Here is a 24,255-nt window from a genome sequence, read left to right as displayed (position 1 = left end):
AATATTAATGTTAATATTAATGTTAATGTTAATGTTAATGTTAATGTTAATGTTAATGTTAATGTTAATGTTAATGTTAATGTTAATGTTAATTATTAATATTAAATATTAATATTAAATATTAATATTAATATTAAATATTATTATTATTATTATAATTATAATTATAATTATAATTATAATTATTATTATTAATAATACTAGAAATAATATTAATAATATTATTATTATTAATATTAAAAACTAGTATCATAACTATTATAAAATTATCGACATTAATAATATTATCATTGATATTATTACTAATATTAGTATTGATATTATTAGTAATGTTATATCCGATATGATTATTAGTTATATTGTTAATACTATTATAAATATTATTATTAATAATAGTACTCATATTATTACTCATATTATTAATAATATAATTGGTATTAATATTATTAGTAAAATTATTAGTAGTATTATTAATGGTTTTGTTATTAATTTTACTATTAAAAAAATTAATAATATTTTTAATAAAACTGTTATTAATATTATTAATAATAACATTAATAATATTATCAATAATATTGTTATTAACATTATTACTAATATTATTACTAATATTAGTACTAATACTATTATTTATATTGTATTACATTATATTATATAATATTATATTATATTATATATATGTTATACAATCCCGTATTATGTTGTATTATGTTGTATTATGTTGTATTATGTTGTATTATATTATATTATATTAATATATAAAAAATATATTTTTTTTTATCACAGGGGGAGAGGGGATTGAACCCCCAACTTTCGGTTTTGGAGACCGATGCTCTACCATTTGAACTATCCCCCTCTTAAAATAAAAAAATATATAATATTTATTATATAAATTATTTTTAAATTTTTGCCCTAGAAATGAATTGAACATTTGACCTCTCCCTTACTAAGGGAGTGCTCTACCACTAAGCTACAAGGGCTAATTATAATAATTAATATTTTTAAAAGCGGATAAAGGGAATTGAACCCTTATCTCAAGCTTGGAAGGCTTTTACTCTACCATTGAGCTATATCCGCTTTTATAAAAATATATATTTATATATATTTTATGGAGAGAGCTGGATTCGAACCAACGTACTTATAAAAAGGGCAGATTTACAGTCTGCTGCCATTAACCACTCGGCCATCTCTCCAATATTTTAAATTTTATATTATTATATATTATAAAATAAATTTTACTATATAATTTATATTATATATAATTTATATTATATATAATTTATATTATATATAATTTATATTATATATAATTTATATTATATATAATTTATATTATATATAATTTATATTATATATAATTTATATTATATATAATTTATATTATATATAATTTATATTATATATAATTTATATTATATATAATTTATATTATATATAATTTATATTATATATAATTTATATTATATATAATTTATATTATATATAATTTATATTATATATAATTTATATTATATATAATTTATATTATATATAATTTATATTATATATAATTTATATTATATACAATTTATATTATATACAATTTATATTATATACAATTTATATTATATACAATTTATATTATATACAATTTATATTATATACAATTTATATTATATACAATTTATATTATATACAATTTATATTATATATAATTTATATTATATATAATTTATATTATATATAATTTATATTATATATAATTTATATTATATATAATTTATATTATATACAATTTATATTATATACAATTTATATTATATATAATTTATATTATATATATATTTTATATAAAATATATATTATATATAAATTATATTATATTATATATTATTATATATATTATATTTTTTTAAAAAAATATTTTTATAATTTCTTTTTAAAAAAAAATTTATTACTTGCATATAATTATAATTATATTTTAAAAATGCATCATGCCCATATAAAGAATTTATTTTAATAAAATAAATATTCATTTTACTTTTAATTAATAAATTTATTATTTTTTTATTATGTTTTAAAGGAAATCTCCAATCAGTATTAAAAGATATAATTAAAAAATTTTTTTTTTTATTTTTTTTCTTTATTTTTTTATCCATATCAAAATAATCTAAAAGCTTAGTAATTAATAAATAAGTATTAGTATCAAAATAATTAGAAAATTTTTCACCTTGATAATATAAATAAGATTCAACTTTAAAATCCATATCAAAATTAAAACAAACATTTTCAAATTGTAATTTACGATTAAATTTTTTTGACATATCAAAACTAGAAATATAAGTATTATGAGCAATCATACGTGATATACACAAACTATTTTTAGGAATTAAACCATAATAATAAAAATCTCCATTAAAAAAATAATAATCAAAATTTATTGATTGACGAGTAATACTATTAAAAGAAATATTTTGCGCAGATAATTTTAAAGTAGAAGCTATTATTATATAATTTTTCGAAAAATTTGGATATATTAAATTCCAACATAAAACTTGCATACCTCCTAAAGAAGCACCAATAACATTAAAAATTTTTTTAATTTTTAATTTTTTCATTAAAAAAAATTGCGAATTTACCCAATCTTCTATAGTAAGAATAGGAAAATTAGAACCATATAAATAACCAGTTTTAAAATTAATATTCATAGGTCCTGTAGAACCAAAACAAGAACCAATATTATTAATACATATAATAAAAAAAATATTAGTATTTATAGTTTTATTAGGGCCAACCATATTATTCCACCACCCCGAATATTCTATATTTTTTTTATATTTTCCTGTAACATGATGAGATGCGTTTAAAGCGTGACAAATTAAAATTACATTAGACTTATCTAAATTTAATTTACCATAAGTTTCATATACTAACTTATAATTAAATATTTTTAAACCGCTTTTTAACAACAATGGATCTGAAAAATATTCTTCCTTAATAAAAACTAAATCCATAAAATCTTTTTTATTTACAATAATAAAAACTATTATTTTAATTATAAATAATTTTAAAAAATTAAATTAATATTTTTTATTTTTATAAAAAAAAATAATTAATATTTTAATATAAAATATTACAAAAATTTTTTAATTTTTATAAAAAACATAAAATTTAATATATATTATAAAACATAAAAATATTATGAATAATAATTTTATACATTTAAGACTACATACAGAATTTTCAATTAACGATAGTACAATAAAAATTAATAAAATTTTAGAAAAAGTTAAAAAAGATAAACAACCATCAATAGCTATAACAGATTTTTTAAATATCTTTGGATCAATAAAATTTTATAAAAAAGCAAGAAAACTAGGAATAAAACCAATTATTGGTTGTGATATATTAATATCAAATAAAAATAATAATAAATCATCAAGATTATTATTTTTAATTAAAAATTATAATGGATATTTACATATTTGTAATTTATTGTCTAAAGCTTGGATTAAAAATATTAAAAATAATAAAGCTATTATTAAATTTAAATGGATTAAAAAAATTTTTAAAAAAAATAATAATGATTTAATTATTTTATCTGGAGCACATTTAGGAAATATTGGAAAATCTATTAACAATGGAAATTTTATAAAAGCTAAACAACAAGCAAAAAATTGGAAAAAAATTTTTAAAAAAAATTTTTATATAGAAATACAAAGAATTAAACAACCAAATATGGAATTACAAATTTTAAAATCTTTAGAAATTGCAAATAAATTAAATATTCCTATAGTTGCAACTCAACCAATACAATTTCAAAAAAAAAAAGATTTTTTAATACATGAAATACGTACTTGTATATCTGAAAATAAATTATTAAAAGATAAAAAAAGAAAAAAAAAATTTACTAAAGAACAATATTTTAAAACAAAAAAAGAAATGTGTTTATTATTTAAAGATATACCAGAAGCTATATTAAATACTATCGAAATAGCAAAAAAATGTAATTTTTCATTTAAATTAGGAAAAGTTAAATTACCTAAATTTTTTAAAAAAAAAAATATTATAAATAATATTTTTTTTAAAATAAAAACAAAACAGGGTTTAAAAAAAAAATTAAAAATAATTTTATCTAAAAAAAAAAATAAAATTGAAACTATTAAAAAATACTTTAAAAGAATAAATTATGAAATTAATACAATTATTAAAATGAATTTTTCTAATTATTTTTTAATAGTTGCTGATTTTATTAATTGGTCTAAAAAAAATAATATACCCGTTGGCCCAGGAAGAGGTTCAGGTACAAGTTCTTTAGTAGCTTTCTCTTTAAATATTACTAATGTAGATCCTATAAAATATAATTTATTATTTGAAAGATTTTTAAACGAAGAAAGAACTTCAATACCTGATTTTGATATAGATTTTTGTCAAAAAAAACGTGATATCGTAATTAAATATATTAAAAATAAATACGGGGTAAAATCTGTAGTACAAATTGCAACATTTGGTACAATGGCTGCTAGAGGAGTTATAAGAGATGTAGGGAGAATTTTAGGTTTAAATTATAGTTTTTGTGATAATTTAGTAAAATTAATACCTTTCAAACAAAATAAATTATTTACTATTGCTGAATATATAAAAAAAGAACAAAATTTTAAAAAAAAAATTGAAAGTAATAAAGAAATTAAAAAATTAATATTTTTTGCACAAAAATTAGAAGGAATAATAAAAAATATTAGTACACATGCTGGGGGTATTATAATATCACCTAAAAAAATAACTAATTTTTGTCCATTATATTTTCAAGAAAAAAATTCAATAATTATTTCACAATATGATAAAGAAGATATTAAAAAAATTGGATTAATTAAATTTGATTTTTTAGGTTTAACTACTTTAACAATAATTGAAAAAACATTATCAAATATTAAAAAACAATTTAAAATTAAAAAAAAATTAAGTATAAATAATATTCCTTTAAATAATAAAAAAACTTTTAAATTATTATCACAAGCAAAAACTATAGCTGTTTTTCAATTAGAAAGTTTAGGAATGCAAAAAATGTTAAAAAATATATTACCAGATAAATTTAAAGATATTATTATCATAATATCTTTATATAGACCAGGACCAATAGAATTAATAGAAATTTTTTGCAAAAGAAAACATGGAGAAAATTTCTCTTTTATAGATAAAAGAATAAAAAATATTTTATTAGAAACTTATGGAATAATGATTTATCAAGAACAAATTATGAAAATTGCTCAAATAATTGCAGGATATTCATTAAAAAAGGCAGATCTTTTACAAAGAATAATGAGTAGTAAAAATAAAATAAAAATGTTAAAACAAAAAAAAACTTTTATAAAAGGAGCAATAAAAAATGGATTATCTATTAAAAAATCAAATAAAATTTTTAATTTAATAGAAAAATTTTCAGGATATGGATTTAATAAAGCACATGCTACGGCTTATGCATTAATAAGTTATTATACAGCATATTTAAAAACAAATTACACTATATATTTTATGGCTGCTAATTTATCATTAGCTATGAATGAAACAAAAAAAATAAAAATTTTAATTAAAGATTCAATATATACATGTAAAATAAAAATTTTACCACCTAATATTAATTTTTCATTTCATAATTTCAAACCAATAAAAAAAGATACTATTAGTTTTGGATTATGTGCTATTAAAGGATTAGGAAAAAATATAATAAAAAATATAATTAATGAAAGAAAAAAAGGAATATTTAAAAATTTTTTAAATTTTATAGAAAGAATAAATAAAATATATATAAATAAAAAAACATTAAAAGCATTTATTACTTCAGGAGCATTTGATTGTTTTAAAATTAGTAGACCTATTATGTATACATCAATAAATAAAATAATACTTCATGCAGAAAAAAATAAAAAATTTATTAATCAATTAAATTTATTTGAAAATAAAAAAAATTTTAAAAATTTTTTTCCTTATAAAAAAAAAATAACTTGGGATATAAAAAAAATAATAAAAAAAGAAAAAAAAGTACTAGGATTTTGTTTTTTACAATATCCATATAATTTATATAAAAAATAATTTTTTTATTTTATATTTTTATAAGAAATTTTCTTTACTAAAAAATTTGGCAATTCATTAATAAATCTAGATTTTTTATTATAAATTTTATTTCCTAAAAAAGTGCGACAATTATTAAAACTAATATATAATTTTTTTTTTGCTCTAGTTATTGCAACATACATAAGTCTACGTTCTTCTTCTATAAAACTTTTTTTTTTATAATCTCCTTTATAAGATGGAAATATCCCTTCTTCTAAACCTATAATAAAAATTACATCAAATTCTAAACCTTTAGAAGAATGTATAGTCATTAATTGTATTTTTTTTTTTTTTTTATCATTAAAATAATAATTTTCATTTTCTATTAAAATATAAGAAAGAAAATTAGATAACAAAATATTTATTATATTTTTTTTATTTTTTATAAAATAATTAAAATAATTAAGTAAAAAATAATTTGTTAAATTAATTAATTGATTTAAATTATCTAAAGAAAATATTTTTTTTTTAAAATTTTTATAAAAATAAATTATACCACTACTTTCTAGTATAAATATTATACTTTTTTTAAAAGAAAGTTGTTTAATTTTATTACAAATCATATTAATTAATTTAATAAAATTTATTAAAGCTAATGAAGATTTTCTTTTTTTATTTTCAATATAAAAAACTGATGAATATAAAGAACAATTATAATTATTAGATAAAAATTTTAATTTTTTTAAAGTTTTTAAACCTATTCCTCTAGGAGGAAAATTAACAACTTCTAAAAAAGATAAATTATCATGAATATTATTTATTAATTTTAAATAAAAAATTGCTTTTTGAATTTCTTTTTTTTTTAAAAAATTATATTTACCATATATTTTATATGGTATTTTTTCTAAAAAAAAATTATTTTCTAATAAACGAGATTGAAAATTTAATCTATATAAAATAGCAATATTATTATTAATTTTATTTTTTTTACAAATTTTTTTTATTTTTTTAATAACCCATTGTACTTCTTGAAATTCATTATAAGATTCAAAAATAACTATTTTTTCACCTAAATTTAAATTAGTAAATAATTTTTTTTCTAACCTATTTTTATTATTAGATATAATATAATTTGCAGCATTTAAAATATATTTATAAGATCTATAATTTTGTTCTAATTTTATTATTTTTAATATATTAAAATCTTTTTTAAATAATAACATATTATTAATATTTGAACCTCTAAAAGTAAAAATATTTTGATCATCATCTCCAACGGCAAAAATAACATTTTTTTTATTACCTAATAATTTAAGTAATTTATATTGTAATAAATTAGTATCTTGAAATTCATCAATAAAAATATATTTAAATATTTTTTTATATTTTTTTAAAATTTTTTTTTCTTTTAAAAAAAATTCATAAACACGTAATAATAATTCAGAAAAATCTACTACTCCATTTATTTCACATTGTTTTTCATATAATTTATATAATAAAATTATATTAGTATCATACATTTTTTTTTTTAAATTAATATATCTTATACCTTTATCTTTAAATTTATTAAATATATAAATTATTTTTTTTTTAGAATATATATTTTTATCTAATTTAAGTTCTTTAATTAAAGAACCAATTAATGATAATTGATCATTAAAATCTATTATTCTAAAATAATAAGGTAAATTAACTTTTTTATAATGTATACGTAATAATTTATTACATATAGAATGAAAAGTACCAATCCAAATATTATTATTAATATTTGAAAAATTTAAAAATATTTTTGATAATCTTAAAATAATTTCATTAGCAGCTTTATTTGTAAAAGTAACAGCTAAAATTTGAGAAAATAATACATTTTTAAATTTAATTAACCAAACAATTCTATTTATTAAAACATGTGTTTTACCAGAACCAGCACCTGCTAAAATTAAAACTGATTTTAAAGGATAAGTAACTGCTAAATATTGTTTATTATTAAGATTATAAAAAATATTTTTATTCATTTTCAAATATATTAATTAAATAATAATATTTTTAAAAACTATATTTTTTTTAAATATAATTTTAAAAATATTTAAAATTAAATTTTTTTTATTAATTATAAAGATAGTTTTAACATTTTAAAATTATCATTTTAATTTGCAAAAAAAACTTTTACAAAATTATTTTTTATATATTAAATAAATTTAAATTTTTTTAATAATTTAAAAACATTACAACTAAAATTATTATTATTAATTTCTACAACTTTTATAATTTTACTTTTAAATTAATAATAAAAATTTTTTTAAAAATAAATCAAAATTCTTAATAAATACATCAAAATTATAAAATAAAATTTATACTAAATCACTTAATAAAAAATATTAATTTTTTTTTAATATTAAAAATATTATACTAAATTTTATTAACATTATAAATATTAATCAATATTTCATAAACTTCAATATTTATTTTTTTTAAATTCTAAATATTTTTTTAATAAATATTTTATATTTTGTAATACAAATAAAAATAAAATTAACAAAATAAAAAATATTAACTATTAATTTTTATTAAAATATCAATAATTTCTAAAAATTTTTTTTAAAATATACAATAACCCTAAAAAAATTTATAATTATATTAATTATAAACATAATTTATATTATTTTAAAAAAATTAAAAAATTTTAAATAAATAAAATATATATGTTAATATTATATTATATTATATTTAAAATATATAAAAAATTATTAATAATATATATATTATATAATAAAAATTTAATAAATTTATTATTTTTTTTTTAAAAAAAAAAATAATAAATTTATATTTTTATCATTATAAAAAAAATTTATTAATGTTAAATACAAATTTTATAAATAAAAAAAAATTTTTAGTATTAAATCCCAATGGGGATATAGCAATACAACAATCAAAATTATTTTTAATATCAATATCATTATTATCAATAATAATGATTCCAGTAATAATACTTAGTTTATTTTTTGCTTGGAAATATCGATATAACTCAAATTCAGAATATAAACCAAATTGGAATAAATCTATAAAATTAGAATTAATAATTTGGGGAGTACCTTTAATAATGATATTAATCTTAGGAACACTTTCTTGGAAAAATACTCATAAACTTGATCCATATAAAAAACTTTCTAGAATAGATAAAAATCATTTTATTTCTAATCATATTAAATATTTAAAAATAAATGTAATAGCTTTAGACTGGAAATGGCTATTTATATATCCTAAACAAAAAATAGCTTCAGTAAATAAATTAGTTATACCTATTAATAAACCTATAGAATTTAAAATAACTTCTCTTTCTAATATGAATTCATTTTTTATTCCAACATTAGCAGGACAAATTTATGCTATGCCTAATATGCAAACTAAATTACATGCTGTAATTAATAAAATTAGTAATTCTGAAGGATTTTCTTCAAATTACAGTGGAGAAGGTTTTTCAGATATGAGATTTAAATTTAAAGGAGTAAATAAAGAAAAATTTAAAAATTGGATTAATAATATTAAAAAAAATAATAAAAATTCAAATTTAAATCTTAATTCTTATAAAAAATTAATAAAAAAAAGTATTAAAGAACCTATACACTATTATTCTAAAATAGATAAAAATATTTTTCCTTTAACATTAAAAGGCAAAATAAATAATATTAATAATATTAAAACTTTTAAAAAAAAATAATATGTTGTTAAAAAATATTTTTTTTAATAAAATTTTTGGAAAACTTACATTAAATGCATTACAATACAAAGATCCAATTTTATTAACAACTTTTATAATAATATTTTTAATAATCGTTATTTTATTAATAAATATTACATATTTTAAATTATGGAAAACAATTTGGAATAAATGGATTATTACTACAGATCACAAAAAAATAGGTATAATGTATATTATATTAGGAATTATTATGCTTTTAAGAGGTTTTACAGATGCATTAATGATGAGGGCACAACAAGCTTTATCTTTTGGAAAAAATCATGGTTTTTTACCTCCTCATCATTACGATCAAATATTTACCGCTCATGGAGTAATAATGATATTTTTTGTAGCAATGCCTTTAGTAACAGGAATAATGAATTTTATAATACCACTACAAATTGGAGCAAGAGATGTAGCCTTTCCATTCTTAAATAATTTAAGTTTTTGGATGACAACATCTGGAGCAATTTTAGTTATGATATCATTATTTATAGGAGAATTTGCCAAAACTGGATGGATGGCTTACCCTCCATTATCTGGGATAATAAATAGCCCAGACGTAGGAGTAGATTATTATATTTGGTCTTTACAAATAGCAGGAATAGGAACTTTATTATCTGCAATAAATTTACTAGTAACAATAATAAAAATGCGTGCCCCTGGAATGAAATTAATGAAAATGCCAATTTTTACTTGGACTTCATTATGTACTAATATTTTAATTATAGTATCTTTTCCAGTTTTAACAACTGTTTTAGGAATGTTAGCAATAGATAGAATAACAGGATCAAATTTTTTTACTACTAATTTTGGCGGTAATCCAATGATGTATATAAATTTAATTTGGATTTGGGGACATCCTGAAGTTTATATTTTAATTTTACCAGCTTTTGGAATTTTTTCAGAAGTTACTGCAACATTTTGTGGTAAAAGTTTATTTGGTTATAAATCAATGGTATATGCTACTATATCAATAACAATTTTATCTTATATAGTTTGGTTACATCATTTTTTTACTATGGGTTCTGGTGCTAATTTAAATGCTTTTTTTGGAATAACAACTATGATTATATCAATTCCTACTGGTGCTAAAATATTTAATTGGCTTTTTACAATGTATAAAGGTAAAATAAAATTTGAAAATCCTATGTTATGGACTATAGGATTTATGACAACATTTGTAATAGGTGGAATGGCAGGAATACTTTTATCAATACCCCCAATAGATTTTAGTTTACATAATAGTTTATTTTTAGTAGCACATTTTCATAATGTAATTATAGGTGGTGTAGTTTTTGGTATGTTTGCTGGTATTAATTATTGGTTTCCTAAAGCTTTTGGTTATAAATTAGATAAATTTTGGGGACGTTGTAGTTTTTGGTTATGGTTAATAGGATTTTATATAGCATTTACACCATTATATATTTTAGGATTAATGGGAGTTACAAGAAGAATAAGTCATTTCGATGATTATTCAAAAAAAAAATGGTTTTTAATAGCAGCTTTAGGAGCAATAATAATATTATTAGGAATAATTTGTTTTATAATACAATTATTTGTAAGTTATAAAAAAAGAAATTTATTAAAAGATTTTACAGGTGATCCATGGAATGGTAGAACATTAGAATGGTCAACAATTTCACCTCCACCTAAATATAATTTTGCATTTATACCTAAAATTAATAAAAAAGATATATGGATATATATAAAAAAAAAAAATAAAAAAAATAATCAAAAAAAAAATATAAATTACAAAAATTATCATTCAATTCATATGCCTAAAAAAACTTCATTAGGATTTATAATTTCTATTATTTGTACATTTATAGGATTTTGTATAATTTGGAATATGTGGATATTATCTATAATAGGATTTATAATTAATTTAATAATTATTATTAAATATTCTTTTAATTATAAAAACAGTTATATTTTAAATTCAAAAGAAATTTTTAAAATTGAAAATAAATTTAAAAAAAATAAAAAAAATATAAATTTTAAAAAAAATATTTTTTTAAATAAATTATATAATATTAAAACACAACATTCTGAAAATGATGGAACATTATTAGGATTTTGGTTATATATTATGAGTGATTGTATTATTTTTGCTTGTTTATTTATTGCATATGCAATATTAAAAAATAATTCTCATAATATATTTAATAAGCATAAATTATTTAATTTAAAATTTGTTACATGTAATACATTAATATTATTAACTTCTTCTTTAACATATGGTTTATCTATGATTGAAAGTAATAAAAATAATATTAAAAACATAATTTTTTGGTTAAAAACTACATCAATATTAGGAATACTTTTTTTAAGTTTAGAAACATATGAAATATTTAAACTTATAAAAATAGGAGCTATACCACAAAAAAGTGCATTTTTAACATCATTTTTTACTATTATTATAATTCATGGAATACATATAATTTTTGGTATTATTTGGATATTAACATTAATAATTCAAATTAAAAAATTTGGGATACAAAAAAATAAACAAAGATTAACATGTTTATCAATGTTCTGGCACTTTTTAGATATTATTTGGATAAATATTTTTACTTTCATTTACTTAATAGGAACCTTATAAAATGTTAGATTTTAAAATAAATTTTAAAGATTATTTAATAGGCTTTACATTATCAATAATTTTAACAATTTTTTCAAGTATTATAGTTTTATATAAAAAAATATTATTTTTTAAAAAAAAAAATATAATTAATATTTTAATTTTATTAGCAATAATACAAACTATCATACATATGATATATTTTTTACATATGAATTCAAAATCAGAAAAAGGTTGGATTATTTTATCATTAATATTTACTAACATTATAATATTTATTATTATATTAGGATCAATATGGGTTATGAATCATTTAAAACATAATATGTCTTTTTAAAATTTTTTAATATATAAAATTAACTATTTTTTTTAAATGATAAAATTAATAAACATGATTTAATATTAAAATTAATTATAAAAGTAAAAATTTTTTTTCCAATATAAATATTTTTTTTTTTTAAAAATATTTTATAATTACCAACTATTTTTAAAACCCCAAAAACATTTTTATCAATTAATTTAATATTTATAAAATAATTATTAAAATTTTTTATTACACCTAATACTCTAGAACCAATCTTATTAAATTTAATAAATTCTTTAAATGGATTTAAAAAAAATTGTTTTAAACCTAAAGATAATTTTTCTCTTTTAATATCAACAGAAATTAATATAGTAGTTAAAATATTACCTTTTTTAAATTTACATAAAATTTTTTTTGCTCTTTTAAAACTCCAAGATAAATCAGAAAAATGTATTAATCCATCTAATCTATTTGTTAATTTAACAAAAATCCCAAAATCTGAAATAGATTTAATAGTTCCTATAATTCTACTCCCTTTTTTATAATTAATAAAAAAATCTTCCCAAGGATTTGGTAAACAATATTTTACACTTAAACTAATACGACGACGTATTTCATCAATATTTAAAATTACAAAATTTACTTTTGAACCTAAAGAAAAAAATTTATTTGGGATAACATTTTTATTTGTCCAATTCATTTCTGAAATATGCACTAAACCTTCTATACCTGGTTCTATTTCTAAAAAAACACCATAATCTGTGATATTTGTAACTTTTCCTAACATTTTTACACCTTTAGGATATTTTTTAGATAAACCTTTCCATGGATCTTTTTCTAATTGTTTCATTCCTAAAGAAACTTTTTTTTTATTTTTATCATATTTTAATACTTTAACTAAAACTTTTTGACCTAATACTAATATTTCCGATGGATGTTTTATACGACGCCATGCTAAATCTGTAATATGTAATAAACCATCAATACCACCTAAATCTATAAATACTCCATAATCTGTAATATTTTTAACTATTCCTTCAACTACAGAATTTTTAAATAATGTTTTTACAACTTTCATTCTTTCTTTATTTATATTTTTTTCAATTATAATTTTTCTAGATAAAACAACATTATTTCTTTCACGATCTAATTTTATAACTTTAAATTCTAAATATCTACCTTCTAAAGAACTAATATCTTTAACAGGTTTAATATCTACTAAAGAACCAGGTAAAAAAGCACGTAAACCATTTGATAAAACAGTTAAACCACCTTTAACTTTACCAATAATTGTACCAATAATAACTTCTTGAGTTTTTAAAGCTTTTTCCATAGATAACCAAGTAGATAAACGTTTAGCTTTTTCTCTCGAAAGAATAGTATCACCAAAACCATTTTCTAAAGATTCTACAACTACAAAAACTAAATCTCCTATAATAACTTCTATCTTCCCTCTATCATTTTTAAATTCACTTATAGGAATAAATCCTTCTGATTTTAAATCTGTATTAACAATAACAAAATTTTTATCTATATCTATAACTTTCACAAGTATAATTTCTTTAGAAACTATATTTTTTTCTAAAAAAAATTCCTTTAATAGATTAGCAAAAACGCTATTTCTAGATGCATTTTTAAAATATTTAATATTCATAAAAATAAAAATTTATTATTAAAAATAAATAAAAAATATATAAATATATATATATTTATATATTTTTTTTATTAAAAAATAAAAAAAAATTAGGAAAAGTTTTACAAACACATTTAGGATTATTAATCCTAATAAAAACACCATACTTTAAAAAAGTATTTAATGAAACTAAAGAAAAACACATAGCAATACGATGATCGTCATAAGTATCAATAATAGCTGATTTTATAAATTTTGGAGGAATAATTTTTATAAAATCTTCACCAATACTAACTTTTGCACCTAATTTGCTTAATTCCTTTTTCATTGCAAATAAACGATTACTTTCTTTAAATTTCCAATTAGAAATATTACGTAATATATTTATATTATTTGTATATAAAGAAATTATAGCTATAACCATAGCGGAATCAGGAAAATCATTACAATCAATATTAATTGCATATAATAAATCTTTTGAAAAAGATTCAATATAATTTTTTTTTACATTTATAATACCACCCATCATTCTTAAAATATTAATAATTTTCATATCACCTTGAATACTATTTCTACCAATACCTTTAACTTTTATTAAACTCCCCGAAATTACCCCCGCAGCTAAAAAATATGAAGCAGAAGAAACATCTCCTTCAACTAAAAAAATACCAGGACTATTATAACCAGAATTTAAAAATATTTTTAAAATATTATTATTAATAATAACATTAATTCCAAAAATTTTCATTAAATTAATAGTAATATAAATATATGGTTTTGATGTTAATTTTCCTAAAATTTTAATAAATATAAACTTATATTTTTTTGATAATAAACCTAAGCCTATTAATAAAGAAGTTAAAAATTGACTAGAAATATCACACTTAATATTTAATTTAGAAATTTTAAATTTTCCATAAGATATATATAAAGGAGGATAACCAATATTTTTTAAATATTTAATATTCATACCTATTTTTTTTAAAACAACTATTAAATCTTTAATAGGTCTATTATGCATTCTTTTTGTACCAAATAATATATATTCTCCACCTAATATAGATAATATAGAAATTAATGGACGAATAACAGTTCCAGCATTTCCAACAAATAAATTATTTTTTTTAATAGGAAAATTTTTTTTACAACCATAAATAATAAAATTATTATTTATATAATCAAAATATAAATTAATTCCTAAATTTTTTAAAATATTAAACATTACTAATGTATCTTCAGATATTAATATTTCTTTTATAATAGTTATACCTTTAGATAAAGAAGATAATAATAATATTCTATTAGAAATACTTTTAGAACCTGGTAATTTTATTTTTTTTTTAAAATTTTTATTTAAATATAAATTAATATAAGACATTTATATATTTTTATAAATAATATAAATTAAAAAAATTATATAAAAAAAAAATATAAATTTATATATAAAATATTTAATATATATTATTAATATTAATTTTAAAAATTATTCTTGTTTATTTTTTAAAGGATGAACATTAACTACTATAGAATTTTTTTTAAAAAAAAGTTTTACACCTTTTGGTAAAATTAAATCCGATAAATAAATAGATTGATTAATTTTTATTTTTGATAAATCTACATTTATAAATTTAGGTAAATATTTTGGAAAACAAGTTATTAAAACATTATCTATAAAATAATTAATAATTCCAGAAGATATTTTTTTCGCTGGAGAAATTTCATAATTTAAAAAATACAAAGGTATTTTTATAAAAATTTTTTTTTTAAAATTAACTCTTTGAAAATCAACATGTAAAATTTTTTTTTTATAAGCATGTAACTGATAATCACGCAATAAAACATTTTCAATATTATTAGAAATCTCTAATTTATAAATTTTAGAATAAAAATATTTTTTTTGTATTAATAAATATAAAAAATTATGGTTAATAAAAATATTTTTAACTAAAATATTTTCACCATAAATAACTCCAGGAACATTATTAATATTACGCAATCTACGACTTGATTTAGTACCTATTTCTTTTCTTAATGATGCTTTAATTTTCATAAAAATAATTTTTAATAAATATTATATTTTATATATATTAAATATTATATAAATAATGACATAATAGATTCACCAGAAATTATTCTTTTAAAAGATTCTACTAATAAATTAGAACAACTTAATTGACGAATTTTTTTACAAAATTTAACTTTTTTAGAAATTTTAATTGTATTAGTAATTACTAATTCTTCTAAACAAGAAGAAGAAATATATTCTAAAGAATTTCCTGATAATACAGGATGTGTACAATAAGCTATAATTTTTTTAGCATTTTTTTTTTTTAATATTTTTGCAACTTTAACAATAGTACCAGCTGTATCTATTATATCATCTATAATAATACAATTTTGTCCATCAACTGAACCTATAACATTCATTACTTCTAAAGTATTTATTTTTTCCCTATATTTATCTATAATTATTAAATTACAATTTAATTTTTTAGCAAAAAATCTTGCTCTAATAATTCCACCAAAATCTGGAGATACTATAGAAAGTTTCTTATATTTTTTTTTTTTTAAATCATTTAAAAAAATTTTAGAAGTATATAAATTATTAACAGGAATATTAAAAAAACCTTGTATTTGTTCTGAATGTAAATCAATAAATAATATTTTATTAATCCCAGATTTTTCTAAAATATTAGCAACAACTTTAGCAGAAATAGCTGTTCTAGATAAATAAGTACGTCTATCTTGTCTAGCATACCCAAAATATGGTATAGCAGCAATAATACAAGAAGCAGAAGCTCTTTTTAAAGCATCAGCCATAATAACTATTTCCATAAGATTTTCACTAGATGGAAAACTTAAAGATTGTAAAATAAAAACAATTTTTTCACGTACATTTTCTTTTATTTCAACAAAAATTTCACCATCAGAAAATTTAAAAATTTTAGAAATTCCTAAAGGAACACCAATTTTATTTGCAATACTTTTGGCTAAATCAATATTTGAATTACCAGCAAATATCATTAAATTTTTATAATTCAATATTTTTTTTTAAAAAAAATAAAATTTTAAAAAAAAATAATTTTAAAATAAATTAAACAGGGGAACAAGGATTCGAACCTTGGATCCCGGAATCAAAATCCGGTGCCTTAACCAAACTTGGCTATTCCCCTTTTAAAAATAATTATATATATATAAATTATTATAAACAAAATTTTATTAAATTTATTTATTAAAATTATTTTTTTTTAAAAAAAAAAAAACTTGCATTTATATTAATAAAAATAGATAATATAAAAAAATAAAAATATTAGGAATGGTAGTTCAATCGGTTAGAATATTGGCTTGTCAAGCCAAGGGTCGCGGGTTCGAATCCCGTCCATTCCGAATAAAATTTTCTTAAATAATTAAAATTTATAATATTAAAATTTATTTTTAATAAATTTATCTTTTTTTAAAAAAAAATAAATTTTAATTATTTTTTAAAAAATATTTTTTTTTAAAATAATGATAACAATAAATTTACCAAAAAAAAAAATATTTCAAACAAATAAACCAATATCTATAAAAAAAATTATAAAAAAATTAAAAATTAAAAAAAAAATTTTAGCTGCAAAAATTAATAATAAATTAGTAGATTTATCTTTTATTATTAATAAAAATTTAAAAATAAAATTTATTACTTTAAAAGATAAAGAAGGAATAAAAATTTTAAGACATTCAACAGCACATTTATTAGCAAATGCAATAAAAGAATTATATCCAAAATCTCAAATAGCAATAGGACCAGTTATTAATAATGGTTTTTATTACGATTTTTATTATAAAAAAAAAATAAATAAGAAAGATTTGTTAAAAATAGAAAAAAAAATGTTATATTTATCAAATAAAAATAAACCTATAAAAAAAAAAATATTAACTTATCAAGAAGCAATTAATTTTTTTAAATTAAAAAAAGAATTTTTTAAAATTAAAATTTTAAAAAAAAAAATAAATAATCAAGAAATTTCAATATATACACAAGGTAAATTTTCAGATTTATGTAAAGGTCCACATGTTTCATATACAGGAGATATAAAAATTTTCAAATTAATAAAATTATCAGGAGCATATTGGGAAGGAAATTCTAAAAATAAAATGTTATACAGAATATATGGAACAGCATGGGAGAATAAAAAAGAACAAATTAATTATTTAAATCAATTAAAAGAATTAAAAAAAAGAGATCATAGAATAATAGGTAAAAAATTAAACTTATTTCATTTTCAAAATGAAGCTCCTGGATTTATATTTTGGCATGAAAGTGGATGGATAATAAGAGAAGAAATTAAAAAATTTATGCGTAAAATATATAAAAAAAATAATTATAAAGAAATAAAAACTCCTGAAATTTTAGAAAAAATTTTATGGAAAAAAACAGGACATTGGCAAAATTATAAAAAAAATATGTTAATTATAAAAAATAAAAAAAAAATTTTTGCATTAAAACCAATGAATTGTCCTGGACATATTCAAATGTTTAATTTTAAACCTAAAAGTTATCGTGAATTACCTATAAAATATGGAGAATTTGGTAAATGTTATAGAAATGAAACTTCAGGTTCATTACATGGTTTAATGAGAGTTAAAGAATTCACACAAGATGATGGACATATTTTTTGTACAAAAAAACAAATACAAAATGAAATTATTAATTTTCATAAAATTGCTTGTAAAGTTTATAAAAAATTTGGTTTTAAAAATATAATAATTAAATTAGCATTAAGACCTAAAAATAGAATTGGTAAAGAATATAAATGGGATTTTGCAGAAAATGAACTTAAAAAAGCAACTAATTTTTTTACTAATTTTAAAATACAAAAAATAAAAGGCGAAGGAGCATTTTATGGACCAAAAATTGAATATCATTTACAAGATTCACTAGGAAGATATTGGCAATGTGGAACAATACAAATTGATTTATTAATGCCTAAAAAATTAAATGTAAAATATATTAATAAAAAAAATAATTATAAAACTCCTATAATGTTACATAGAGCAATAATTGGATCTTTAGAAAGATTTATAGCAATTTTAATAGAAAATTATTCTGGATCAATGCCTTTATGGTTATCACCTATTCAAATATTAATATTAAACATTTCAGAAAAATATTCTAAATATACTTTAGAAATTTATAAAATTTTTAAAAAATATAATTTTAGAACAAAAATTAATTTAAATAATGAAAGAATTAATTATAAAATTAAAAAAAGTATAATTAAAAAACCTTTTTATATTATTATAATAGGAAAAAAAGAATATAAAACTAAAACAATTACTATAAGAAAAAGAAAAAAAAATAATTTTGAAAATATCTCAATTAAAAATTTTATAAAAAAAATAAAATCAAAATTAAAAAATGAAAAAAAAAAAAATATTTAAAAAAAAAAAAACAAAAAATAGAATTATCGCTACTAAAATACGTTTAGTAGGTATAAATAATGAACAATTAGGAATTATGAATTTAAAAATTGCTATTTTAATAGCAAAAAAAAAAAATACAGATTTAGTAGAAATAAATTCAAATGCAAAACCACCAATAGTAAAATTAATAAATTATGGTAAATTTCAATATATAAAAGAAAAAAAAGAACAAAAAATAAAATTTAAAAAAAAAATAATTCAAACTAAAGAAATAAAATTTAAACCAAATATAAATTTTAATGATATAAATATAAAAATTAAAAAAATAAAAAAAATTTTAATAAATAAAAATAAAATTAAAATATCTATATATTTTATAGGAAGAGAAATATCTTTTGAAAAAAAATCAACAAAAATTATTGAAAAAATAAAAAAAAATATAAAATTTATAGGACAAATAGAAAAATTAACAAAAATAGATAAAAAACAAATAAATTTATTAATCTCACCAAAAATTTAATTTAAATTAAAATTTATTTTTTATAAAAAATGTTAAAAAAAAAAACTAAAAGTAGTGCTAAAAAAAGATTTAAAATTTCTTCTAATGGAACCATTAAAAGAGCACAAGCTTTTAAAAGACATATATTAACAAAAAAAACTACAAAAAATAAAAGGAAACTTAGAAAAATAATAAAAATTCACAAAAATGATATACCATCAATAAAATTAATGTTAATTTCTAAATAAATATTAAAAATATGCCAAGAGTTAAAAGAGCAGTTAATGCAAATAAAAGACATAAAAAAATTTTAAAACAAGCTAAAGGTTTTAGAGGTAGAAGAAATAAGATTTATAGAATAGCAAAACAAGCAATTATGAAAGCTGGACAATATACTTATAAAGATAGAAAAAATAAAAAAAGATTTTTTAGATCTATTTGGATAACTAAAATTAGTGCTGCATGTAAAAAAATTAATTATAAATATAATTTTTTTATAAATAAATTAAAAAAAAATAATATTATTTTAAATAGAAAAATTATATCAAATATAATAACAAATGATAAACAATTATTTTTTGAAATTTTAAAAAAAATATAAATATAAAATATTTAAAAAATGATAAATTTTGAAGAATTTTTTAAAAAAATAAAAAAAAAATTTTCTAAAGCTAAAAATATCAATGAATTAATATATGAAAAATCAAAATATTTAGGAAAAAATGGAAAAATAACAATACAAATAAAAAAATTATCTACATTTTTAAAAGAAAAAAAAAAAAAAGAAGCAATAAAAATTAATAAAATTAAAAAAAAAATAGAAAAAATTTTCAAAAAATTTAAAATTAAATTTAATAAAATTAATATAAAAAAAAAATTAAATTTAAATAAAAATATTGATTTAACTTTACCAGGAAGAGGAAAAAAAATTGGTAATATACATCCAATTAATAAAGTACTTGAAAAAATTGAAAATTTTTTTTTTTCTATAGGTTTTAAAAAAATAGAAGGTCCAGAAATTGAAACTGATTCAATAAATTTTACAGCTTTAAATAGTCCTAAAAATCACCCCGCAAGATCTATGCATGATACATTTTATATTAATGCAAAAGATAAAGAAAATAATCAATTATTATTAAGAACTCATACTAGCGCTATGCAAATAAGATATTCAATAAAAAATAAACCTCCTATAAAAATTATATCTACTGGAAAAGTTTACAGAGTTGATAATGATAAAAATCATTCTCCAATGTTTCATCAAATAGAAGGTTTTTGGATTGATAAAAATATAAATTTTTCAAATTTAAAATATATATATTTAAATTTTATAAAATTTTTTTTTAAAAATGATAATATAAAAATTAGATTTAGACCTTCATATTTTCCTTTTACTGAACCATCAGCAGAAATTGATATTCTTTTTAAAGAAGGACATTTTAAAAATAAATGGTTAGAAGTTTCAGGCGCTGGACAAATTCATCCAAATGTAATGAAAAATATTAATATAAATACTAACTTATTTTCAGGAATTGCTTTTGGAACAGGTATTGAAAGATTAACAATGTTAAAATATGGTATAAATGATATAAAATTACTATATAATGGAAATTTAGATTTTTTAAAACAATTTAAATAAATTATTTTAAATTAATTTAATATATAAAATTAATATTTTAATTAAAATTTTAAATGTTACTTTCAAAAAATTGGTTAAAAACTATAATTAATCTTAAAATTAATTCATATAAACTTTCAAATTTATTAACAATGTCTGGAATAGAAGTAGAAAAAATTGAAATTTTCAAAAAAACAAATACAAATTTAATAATAGGTGAAATAATTAAAATAAATAGATGTAATAATATTAATATATGTAAAATACATATAAATAAAACTAATATAAATAAAATAATATATATTATAACAAATAATTTTAATATTAAATTAGGATTAAAAACTATTTGTTTAAAAAAAAATAAAAAAAATTTACAAAGAAAATTTTTTTCTTATTATGAAATAAATTTATTAGAAAATTATAACAAAAATATTATTAAATTATCAAAAAATAAAATAAACGGAGAAATTTATTTTAAAAAAAATATAAAAGATACTATTTTTACACTTAATATTCCTAATAATAGACCTGATTGTTTATCTATTAATGGAATTGCTAGAGAAATAGCTACTTTAACAAATACTAAAATAAAAACAAAAATAAATTATAAAAACATTATTAATACTAAAGATAATTTAAAAATTAATATTATTAATAATAAATTATGTAATCGTTTTTCAGGAAGAATTATAAAAAATTTAAATATAAATAATCCAATACCAATATGGATGAAATATAGATTAAAAATAAGTGGTAAAAAACAAGTCTCAACAATTATAGATATTATAAATTATGTAACATTAGAAACAGGATTTTTTTTTAATATAATAGATTTAGATAAAATAAAAGGTAATTTAAATATAGATTTTGGAAAAAAAGATGAAGTAATAAATTTATTAAATAAAAAAAAAATAAAAATAAAAAAAAAAATAGGAATTATTTCAGATGAAACAAAAATTTTATCTTTAATAGGAGTTATAAATAGTAAAAATATTATTGTTAATAATAAAACAAAAAATATTTATATAGAAGCTGGATGTTGGAAAAAAAAAAATATAAAAAAAATTTTAAATACATATAATTTATCTACTAATTCTTCAAAAATTTTTGAAAAAAAAATAGATTATTTAAATATAATTAATGCTTTAGAAAGAATTACATATTTAATATTTAATATTTGTGGTACTTCAAAAACTTTAATAGGACCCATAAATGATATTTTAATAAATAAATATAAACAAAAAATAATACAATTTAAAAAAAAAAAAATCAAAAAAATTATTGGTATAAATATAGAAAATAAAAAAATTGAAAAAATTTTTAAAAAATTAAATATCACTAGTTATAAAAAAAAAAATATTTTTTATTTAACTCCTCCTAATTATAGATTTGATTTAAAAATAGAAGAAGATATAATTGAAGAAATTGCTAGAATATATGGATATAAAAATATTCCTAGTATTCCTCCAAAAACTATAAATATAATAGAATTAACTCCAAAAAAAAATATACCATTTACAAAAATAAGAAATTTAATTGCAAACCTTGATTATCAAGAAGTAATAAATTATAGTTTTACAAGTGATAAATTAGAAACAGATTTTATGAAAAATACAAAACAAATTAAAATACTTAACCCAATTTCAAATAAAATGAATGTTTTAAGATCATCTTTAATACCAAATTTAATAATTAATATTAAACATAATATTAAATATAAAAAAAATAGAATACGTTTATTTGAAATAGGTACAATTTTTAAAATAAATAAAAATATTCAAAATAGTCAATATAAAATAAAAGGTTATAAACAAGAAAAATATATAACTTGTATAAGTTATGGAAAATTATTTGATGAGCAATGGGGGGTTAAATCACGCAATATAGATTTTTTTGATATTAAATCAGATTTAGAAAATTTATTTATACAACATAAATTATATTTTTATAATACATATCATCCATCATTTCATCCAAAATATTCTTTAAAAATAATTTTAAATAAAAAAAAAATTGGATTTATAGGAATAATACATCCATATTTACAAAAAAAATATAATTTAAAACTTACACCAATAATTTTTGAAATAAAAGCTAAAGCATTTAAAAAAAAAAAAAAAATTAAATATAAAAAAATTTCTAATTTTCCAGAAATATCTAGAGATATATCATTTATAATAGATGAAAAAATTCAAGTTCAATCAATATTTAAAACTTTTAAAAAAATTAAAAAAATAAATAAAAATTTTAATTTTATAAAAAAAATAATATTATTTGATCAATATAAAGATATATTAATAAAAAAAAATAAAAAAAGTCTTTCTTTCAAAATAATAATTCAAGGAAAAACAGAAAATTTAAATTCTAAAATTATTAATTTAATTATTAATTCTATTATTAAAGAAATCTCTAAAATTTATAAAATAAAATTAAGAAATTTTTAAA

17 protein-coding genes, 6 tRNA genes and 1 pseudogene are annotated in these 24,255 nt (G+C 16.5%); 13 read left to right on the top strand and 11 right to left on the bottom strand.

The window, feature by feature from the left end; all coding sequences use genetic code 11:
- Window positions 1-343: 343 nt before the first annotated feature.
- Window positions 344-658 carry a hypothetical protein gene (locus tag AACL00_RS00945; protein WP_339044825.1) on the top strand — a complete coding sequence of 105 codons (315 nt, stop codon included), beginning with the start codon at window positions 344-346 and terminating at the stop codon, window positions 656-658.
- Window positions 659-783: 125 nt separating this feature from the next.
- Here AACL00_RS00945 and AACL00_RS00940 read toward each other — a convergent pair.
- From AACL00_RS00940 to metX, 5 genes are all read right to left on the bottom strand, one after another.
- A tRNA-Trp gene (locus AACL00_RS00940) sits at window positions 784-856 on the bottom strand.
- 52 nt (window positions 857-908) lie between these two features.
- Window positions 909-980, bottom strand: a tRNA-Thr gene (locus AACL00_RS00935).
- A 26-nt stretch (window positions 981-1,006) separates the two neighbouring features.
- Window positions 1,007-1,077: transfer RNA gene (locus AACL00_RS00930), tRNA-Gly, on the bottom strand.
- A 32-nt stretch (window positions 1,078-1,109) separates the two neighbouring features.
- A tRNA-Tyr gene (locus AACL00_RS00925) sits at window positions 1,110-1,193 on the bottom strand.
- 669 nt (window positions 1,194-1,862) lie between these two features.
- A complete protein-coding gene (metX, locus tag AACL00_RS00920; protein ID WP_339044824.1) occupies window positions 1,863-2,993 on the bottom strand; it encodes a homoserine O-acetyltransferase MetX in 1,131 nt (376 codons plus the stop codon).
- A gap of 187 nt (window positions 2,994-3,180) precedes the next feature.
- Between metX and dnaE the strand changes: the two genes are divergently transcribed.
- On the top strand, window positions 3,181-6,069 hold the full coding sequence (gene dnaE, locus AACL00_RS00915; protein ID WP_339044823.1) for a DNA polymerase III subunit alpha: 2,889 nt from the start codon (window positions 3,181-3,183) through the stop codon (window positions 6,067-6,069).
- 5 nt (window positions 6,070-6,074) lie between these two features.
- Here the strand turns inward: dnaE and AACL00_RS00910 are convergent, their stop codons facing one another.
- A complete protein-coding gene (locus AACL00_RS00910) occupies window positions 6,075-8,042 on the bottom strand; it encodes an ATP-dependent helicase (protein ID WP_339044822.1) in 1,968 nt (655 codons plus the stop codon).
- Between the two features lie 839 nt (window positions 8,043-8,881).
- Here AACL00_RS00910 and cyoA point away from each other — a divergent pair.
- From cyoA to cyoD, 4 genes and pseudogenes are all read left to right on the top strand, one after another.
- On the top strand, window positions 8,882-9,745 hold the full coding sequence (gene cyoA, locus AACL00_RS00905; RefSeq protein ID WP_339044821.1) for a ubiquinol oxidase subunit II: 864 nt from the start codon (window positions 8,882-8,884) through the stop codon (window positions 9,743-9,745).
- 1 nt (window position 9,746) lies between these two features.
- A pseudogene (gene cyoB, locus AACL00_RS00900) lies at window positions 9,747-11,732 on the top strand (cytochrome o ubiquinol oxidase subunit I); the annotation flags it as partial.
- A complete protein-coding gene (gene cyoC, locus AACL00_RS00895; protein ID WP_339045130.1) occupies window positions 11,718-12,371 on the top strand; it encodes a cytochrome o ubiquinol oxidase subunit III in 654 nt (217 codons plus the stop codon). The pseudogene cyoB and the gene cyoC, both read left to right, overlap by 15 nt.
- Window position 12,372: 1 nt before the next feature.
- Window positions 12,373-12,687 (top strand): cytochrome o ubiquinol oxidase subunit IV, encoded by a 315-nt coding sequence (gene cyoD / locus AACL00_RS00890; RefSeq protein WP_339044820.1) that lies wholly within the window; start codon window positions 12,373-12,375, stop codon window positions 12,685-12,687.
- A 19-nt stretch (window positions 12,688-12,706) separates the two neighbouring features.
- On the opposite strand, the gene AACL00_RS00885 is transcribed toward cyoD, so the two are convergent.
- The 5 genes from AACL00_RS00885 to AACL00_RS00865 all read right to left on the bottom strand — a co-directional run bounded on the left by AACL00_RS00885 (window position 12,707) and on the right by AACL00_RS00865 (window position 17,460).
- Window positions 12,707-14,308 carry a 30S ribosomal protein S1 gene (locus AACL00_RS00885; RefSeq protein WP_339044819.1) on the bottom strand — a complete coding sequence of 534 codons (1,602 nt, stop codon included), beginning with the start codon at window positions 14,306-14,308 and terminating at the stop codon, window positions 12,707-12,709.
- A gap of 55 nt (window positions 14,309-14,363) precedes the next feature.
- Window positions 14,364-15,665: a 3-phosphoshikimate 1-carboxyvinyltransferase gene (gene aroA / locus AACL00_RS00880; RefSeq protein ID WP_339044818.1), complete on the bottom strand. Its 1,302-nt coding sequence runs from the start codon at window positions 15,663-15,665 to the stop codon at window positions 14,364-14,366.
- A 105-nt stretch (window positions 15,666-15,770) separates the two neighbouring features.
- The gene (locus AACL00_RS00875) at window positions 15,771-16,337 is read right to left on the bottom strand and encodes a 50S ribosomal protein L25/general stress protein Ctc (RefSeq protein ID WP_339044817.1); all 567 of its coding nucleotides are present in this window, start codon (window positions 16,335-16,337) and stop codon (window positions 15,771-15,773) included.
- A gap of 44 nt (window positions 16,338-16,381) precedes the next feature.
- The gene (locus AACL00_RS00870; RefSeq protein WP_339044816.1) at window positions 16,382-17,329 is read right to left on the bottom strand and encodes a ribose-phosphate pyrophosphokinase; all 948 of its coding nucleotides are present in this window, start codon (window positions 17,327-17,329) and stop codon (window positions 16,382-16,384) included.
- Between the two features lie 57 nt (window positions 17,330-17,386).
- Window positions 17,387-17,460, bottom strand: a tRNA-Gln gene (locus AACL00_RS00865).
- Window positions 17,461-17,600: 140 nt separating this feature from the next.
- Between AACL00_RS00865 and AACL00_RS00860 the strand changes: the two genes are divergently transcribed.
- The 7 genes from AACL00_RS00860 (at window position 17,601) to pheT (ending at window position 24,254) form a co-directional block, all read left to right on the top strand.
- Window positions 17,601-17,674: transfer RNA gene (locus tag AACL00_RS00860), tRNA-Asp, on the top strand.
- Between the two features lie 120 nt (window positions 17,675-17,794).
- Window positions 17,795-19,711, top strand: a complete 1,917-nt coding sequence (thrS, locus tag AACL00_RS00855; RefSeq protein ID WP_339044815.1) for a threonine--tRNA ligase — start codon at window positions 17,795-17,797, stop codon at window positions 19,709-19,711.
- Window positions 19,689-20,213, top strand: a complete 525-nt coding sequence (gene infC, locus AACL00_RS00850) for a translation initiation factor IF-3 (protein WP_339044814.1) — start codon at window positions 19,689-19,691, stop codon at window positions 20,211-20,213. Before thrS ends, infC begins: the two co-directional genes overlap by 23 nt.
- A 29-nt stretch (window positions 20,214-20,242) precedes the next feature.
- Window positions 20,243-20,440 (top strand): 50S ribosomal protein L35, encoded by a 198-nt coding sequence (rpmI, locus tag AACL00_RS00845; protein ID WP_339044813.1) that lies wholly within the window; start codon window positions 20,243-20,245, stop codon window positions 20,438-20,440.
- An 11-nt stretch (window positions 20,441-20,451) separates the two neighbouring features.
- Entirely contained in the window at window positions 20,452-20,793 is a 342-nt protein-coding gene (gene rplT, locus AACL00_RS00840; RefSeq protein ID WP_339044812.1) for a 50S ribosomal protein L20, read from the top strand.
- Between the two features lie 18 nt (window positions 20,794-20,811).
- Window positions 20,812-21,831 (top strand): phenylalanine--tRNA ligase subunit alpha, encoded by a 1,020-nt coding sequence (gene pheS, locus AACL00_RS00835; protein WP_339044811.1) that lies wholly within the window; start codon window positions 20,812-20,814, stop codon window positions 21,829-21,831.
- 53 nt (window positions 21,832-21,884) lie between these two features.
- Complete coding sequence (pheT, locus tag AACL00_RS00830; RefSeq protein ID WP_339044809.1) at window positions 21,885-24,254, top strand: phenylalanine--tRNA ligase subunit beta; 2,370 nt, start codon at window positions 21,885-21,887, stop codon at window positions 24,252-24,254.
- The last annotated feature ends 1 nt before the right edge of the window (window position 24,255 follow it).

Origin of the sequence: Candidatus Zinderia endosymbiont of Aphrophora alni (assembly GCF_964019745.1) — a bacterium.
GTDB lineage: Bacteria > Pseudomonadota > Gammaproteobacteria > Burkholderiales > Burkholderiaceae.
The sequence above is the reverse complement of the archived record's forward strand: the minus strand, read 5'-3'. Positions and strand labels throughout refer to the sequence as shown.

Bases quoted from the DNA above. Each gene is read 5' to 3' on its own strand.
- AACL00_RS00945 (WP_339044825.1), top strand. From the start codon at position 344: ATGATTATTAGTTATATTGTTAATACTATTATAAATATTATTATTAAT.
- metX (WP_339044824.1), bottom strand. From the start codon at position 2,993: ATGGATTTAGTTTTTATTAAGGAAGAATATTTTTCAGATCCATTGTTG.
- dnaE (WP_339044823.1), top strand. From the start codon at position 3,181: ATGAATAATAATTTTATACATTTAAGACTACATACAGAATTTTCAATT.
- AACL00_RS00910 (WP_339044822.1), bottom strand. From the start codon at position 8,042: ATGAATAAAAATATTTTTTATAATCTTAATAATAAACAATATTTAGCA.
- cyoA (WP_339044821.1), top strand. From the start codon at position 8,882: ATGTTAAATACAAATTTTATAAATAAAAAAAAATTTTTAGTATTAAAT.
- cyoD (WP_339044820.1), top strand. From the start codon at position 12,373: ATGTTAGATTTTAAAATAAATTTTAAAGATTATTTAATAGGCTTTACA.
- AACL00_RS00885 (WP_339044819.1), bottom strand. From the start codon at position 14,308: ATGAATATTAAATATTTTAAAAATGCATCTAGAAATAGCGTTTTTGCT.
- aroA (WP_339044818.1), bottom strand. From the start codon at position 15,665: ATGTCTTATATTAATTTATATTTAAATAAAAATTTTAAAAAAAAAATA.
- AACL00_RS00875 (WP_339044817.1), bottom strand. From the start codon at position 16,337: ATGAAAATTAAAGCATCATTAAGAAAAGAAATAGGTACTAAATCAAGT.
- thrS (WP_339044815.1), top strand. From the start codon at position 17,795: ATGATAACAATAAATTTACCAAAAAAAAAAATATTTCAAACAAATAAA.
- infC (WP_339044814.1), top strand. From the start codon at position 19,689: ATGAAAAAAAAAAAAATATTTAAAAAAAAAAAAACAAAAAATAGAATT.
- rpmI (WP_339044813.1), top strand. From the start codon at position 20,243: ATGTTAAAAAAAAAAACTAAAAGTAGTGCTAAAAAAAGATTTAAAATT.
- rplT (WP_339044812.1), top strand. From the start codon at position 20,452: ATGCCAAGAGTTAAAAGAGCAGTTAATGCAAATAAAAGACATAAAAAA.
- pheS (WP_339044811.1), top strand. From the start codon at position 20,812: ATGATAAATTTTGAAGAATTTTTTAAAAAAATAAAAAAAAAATTTTCT.
- pheT (WP_339044809.1), top strand. From the start codon at position 21,885: ATGTTACTTTCAAAAAATTGGTTAAAAACTATAATTAATCTTAAAATT.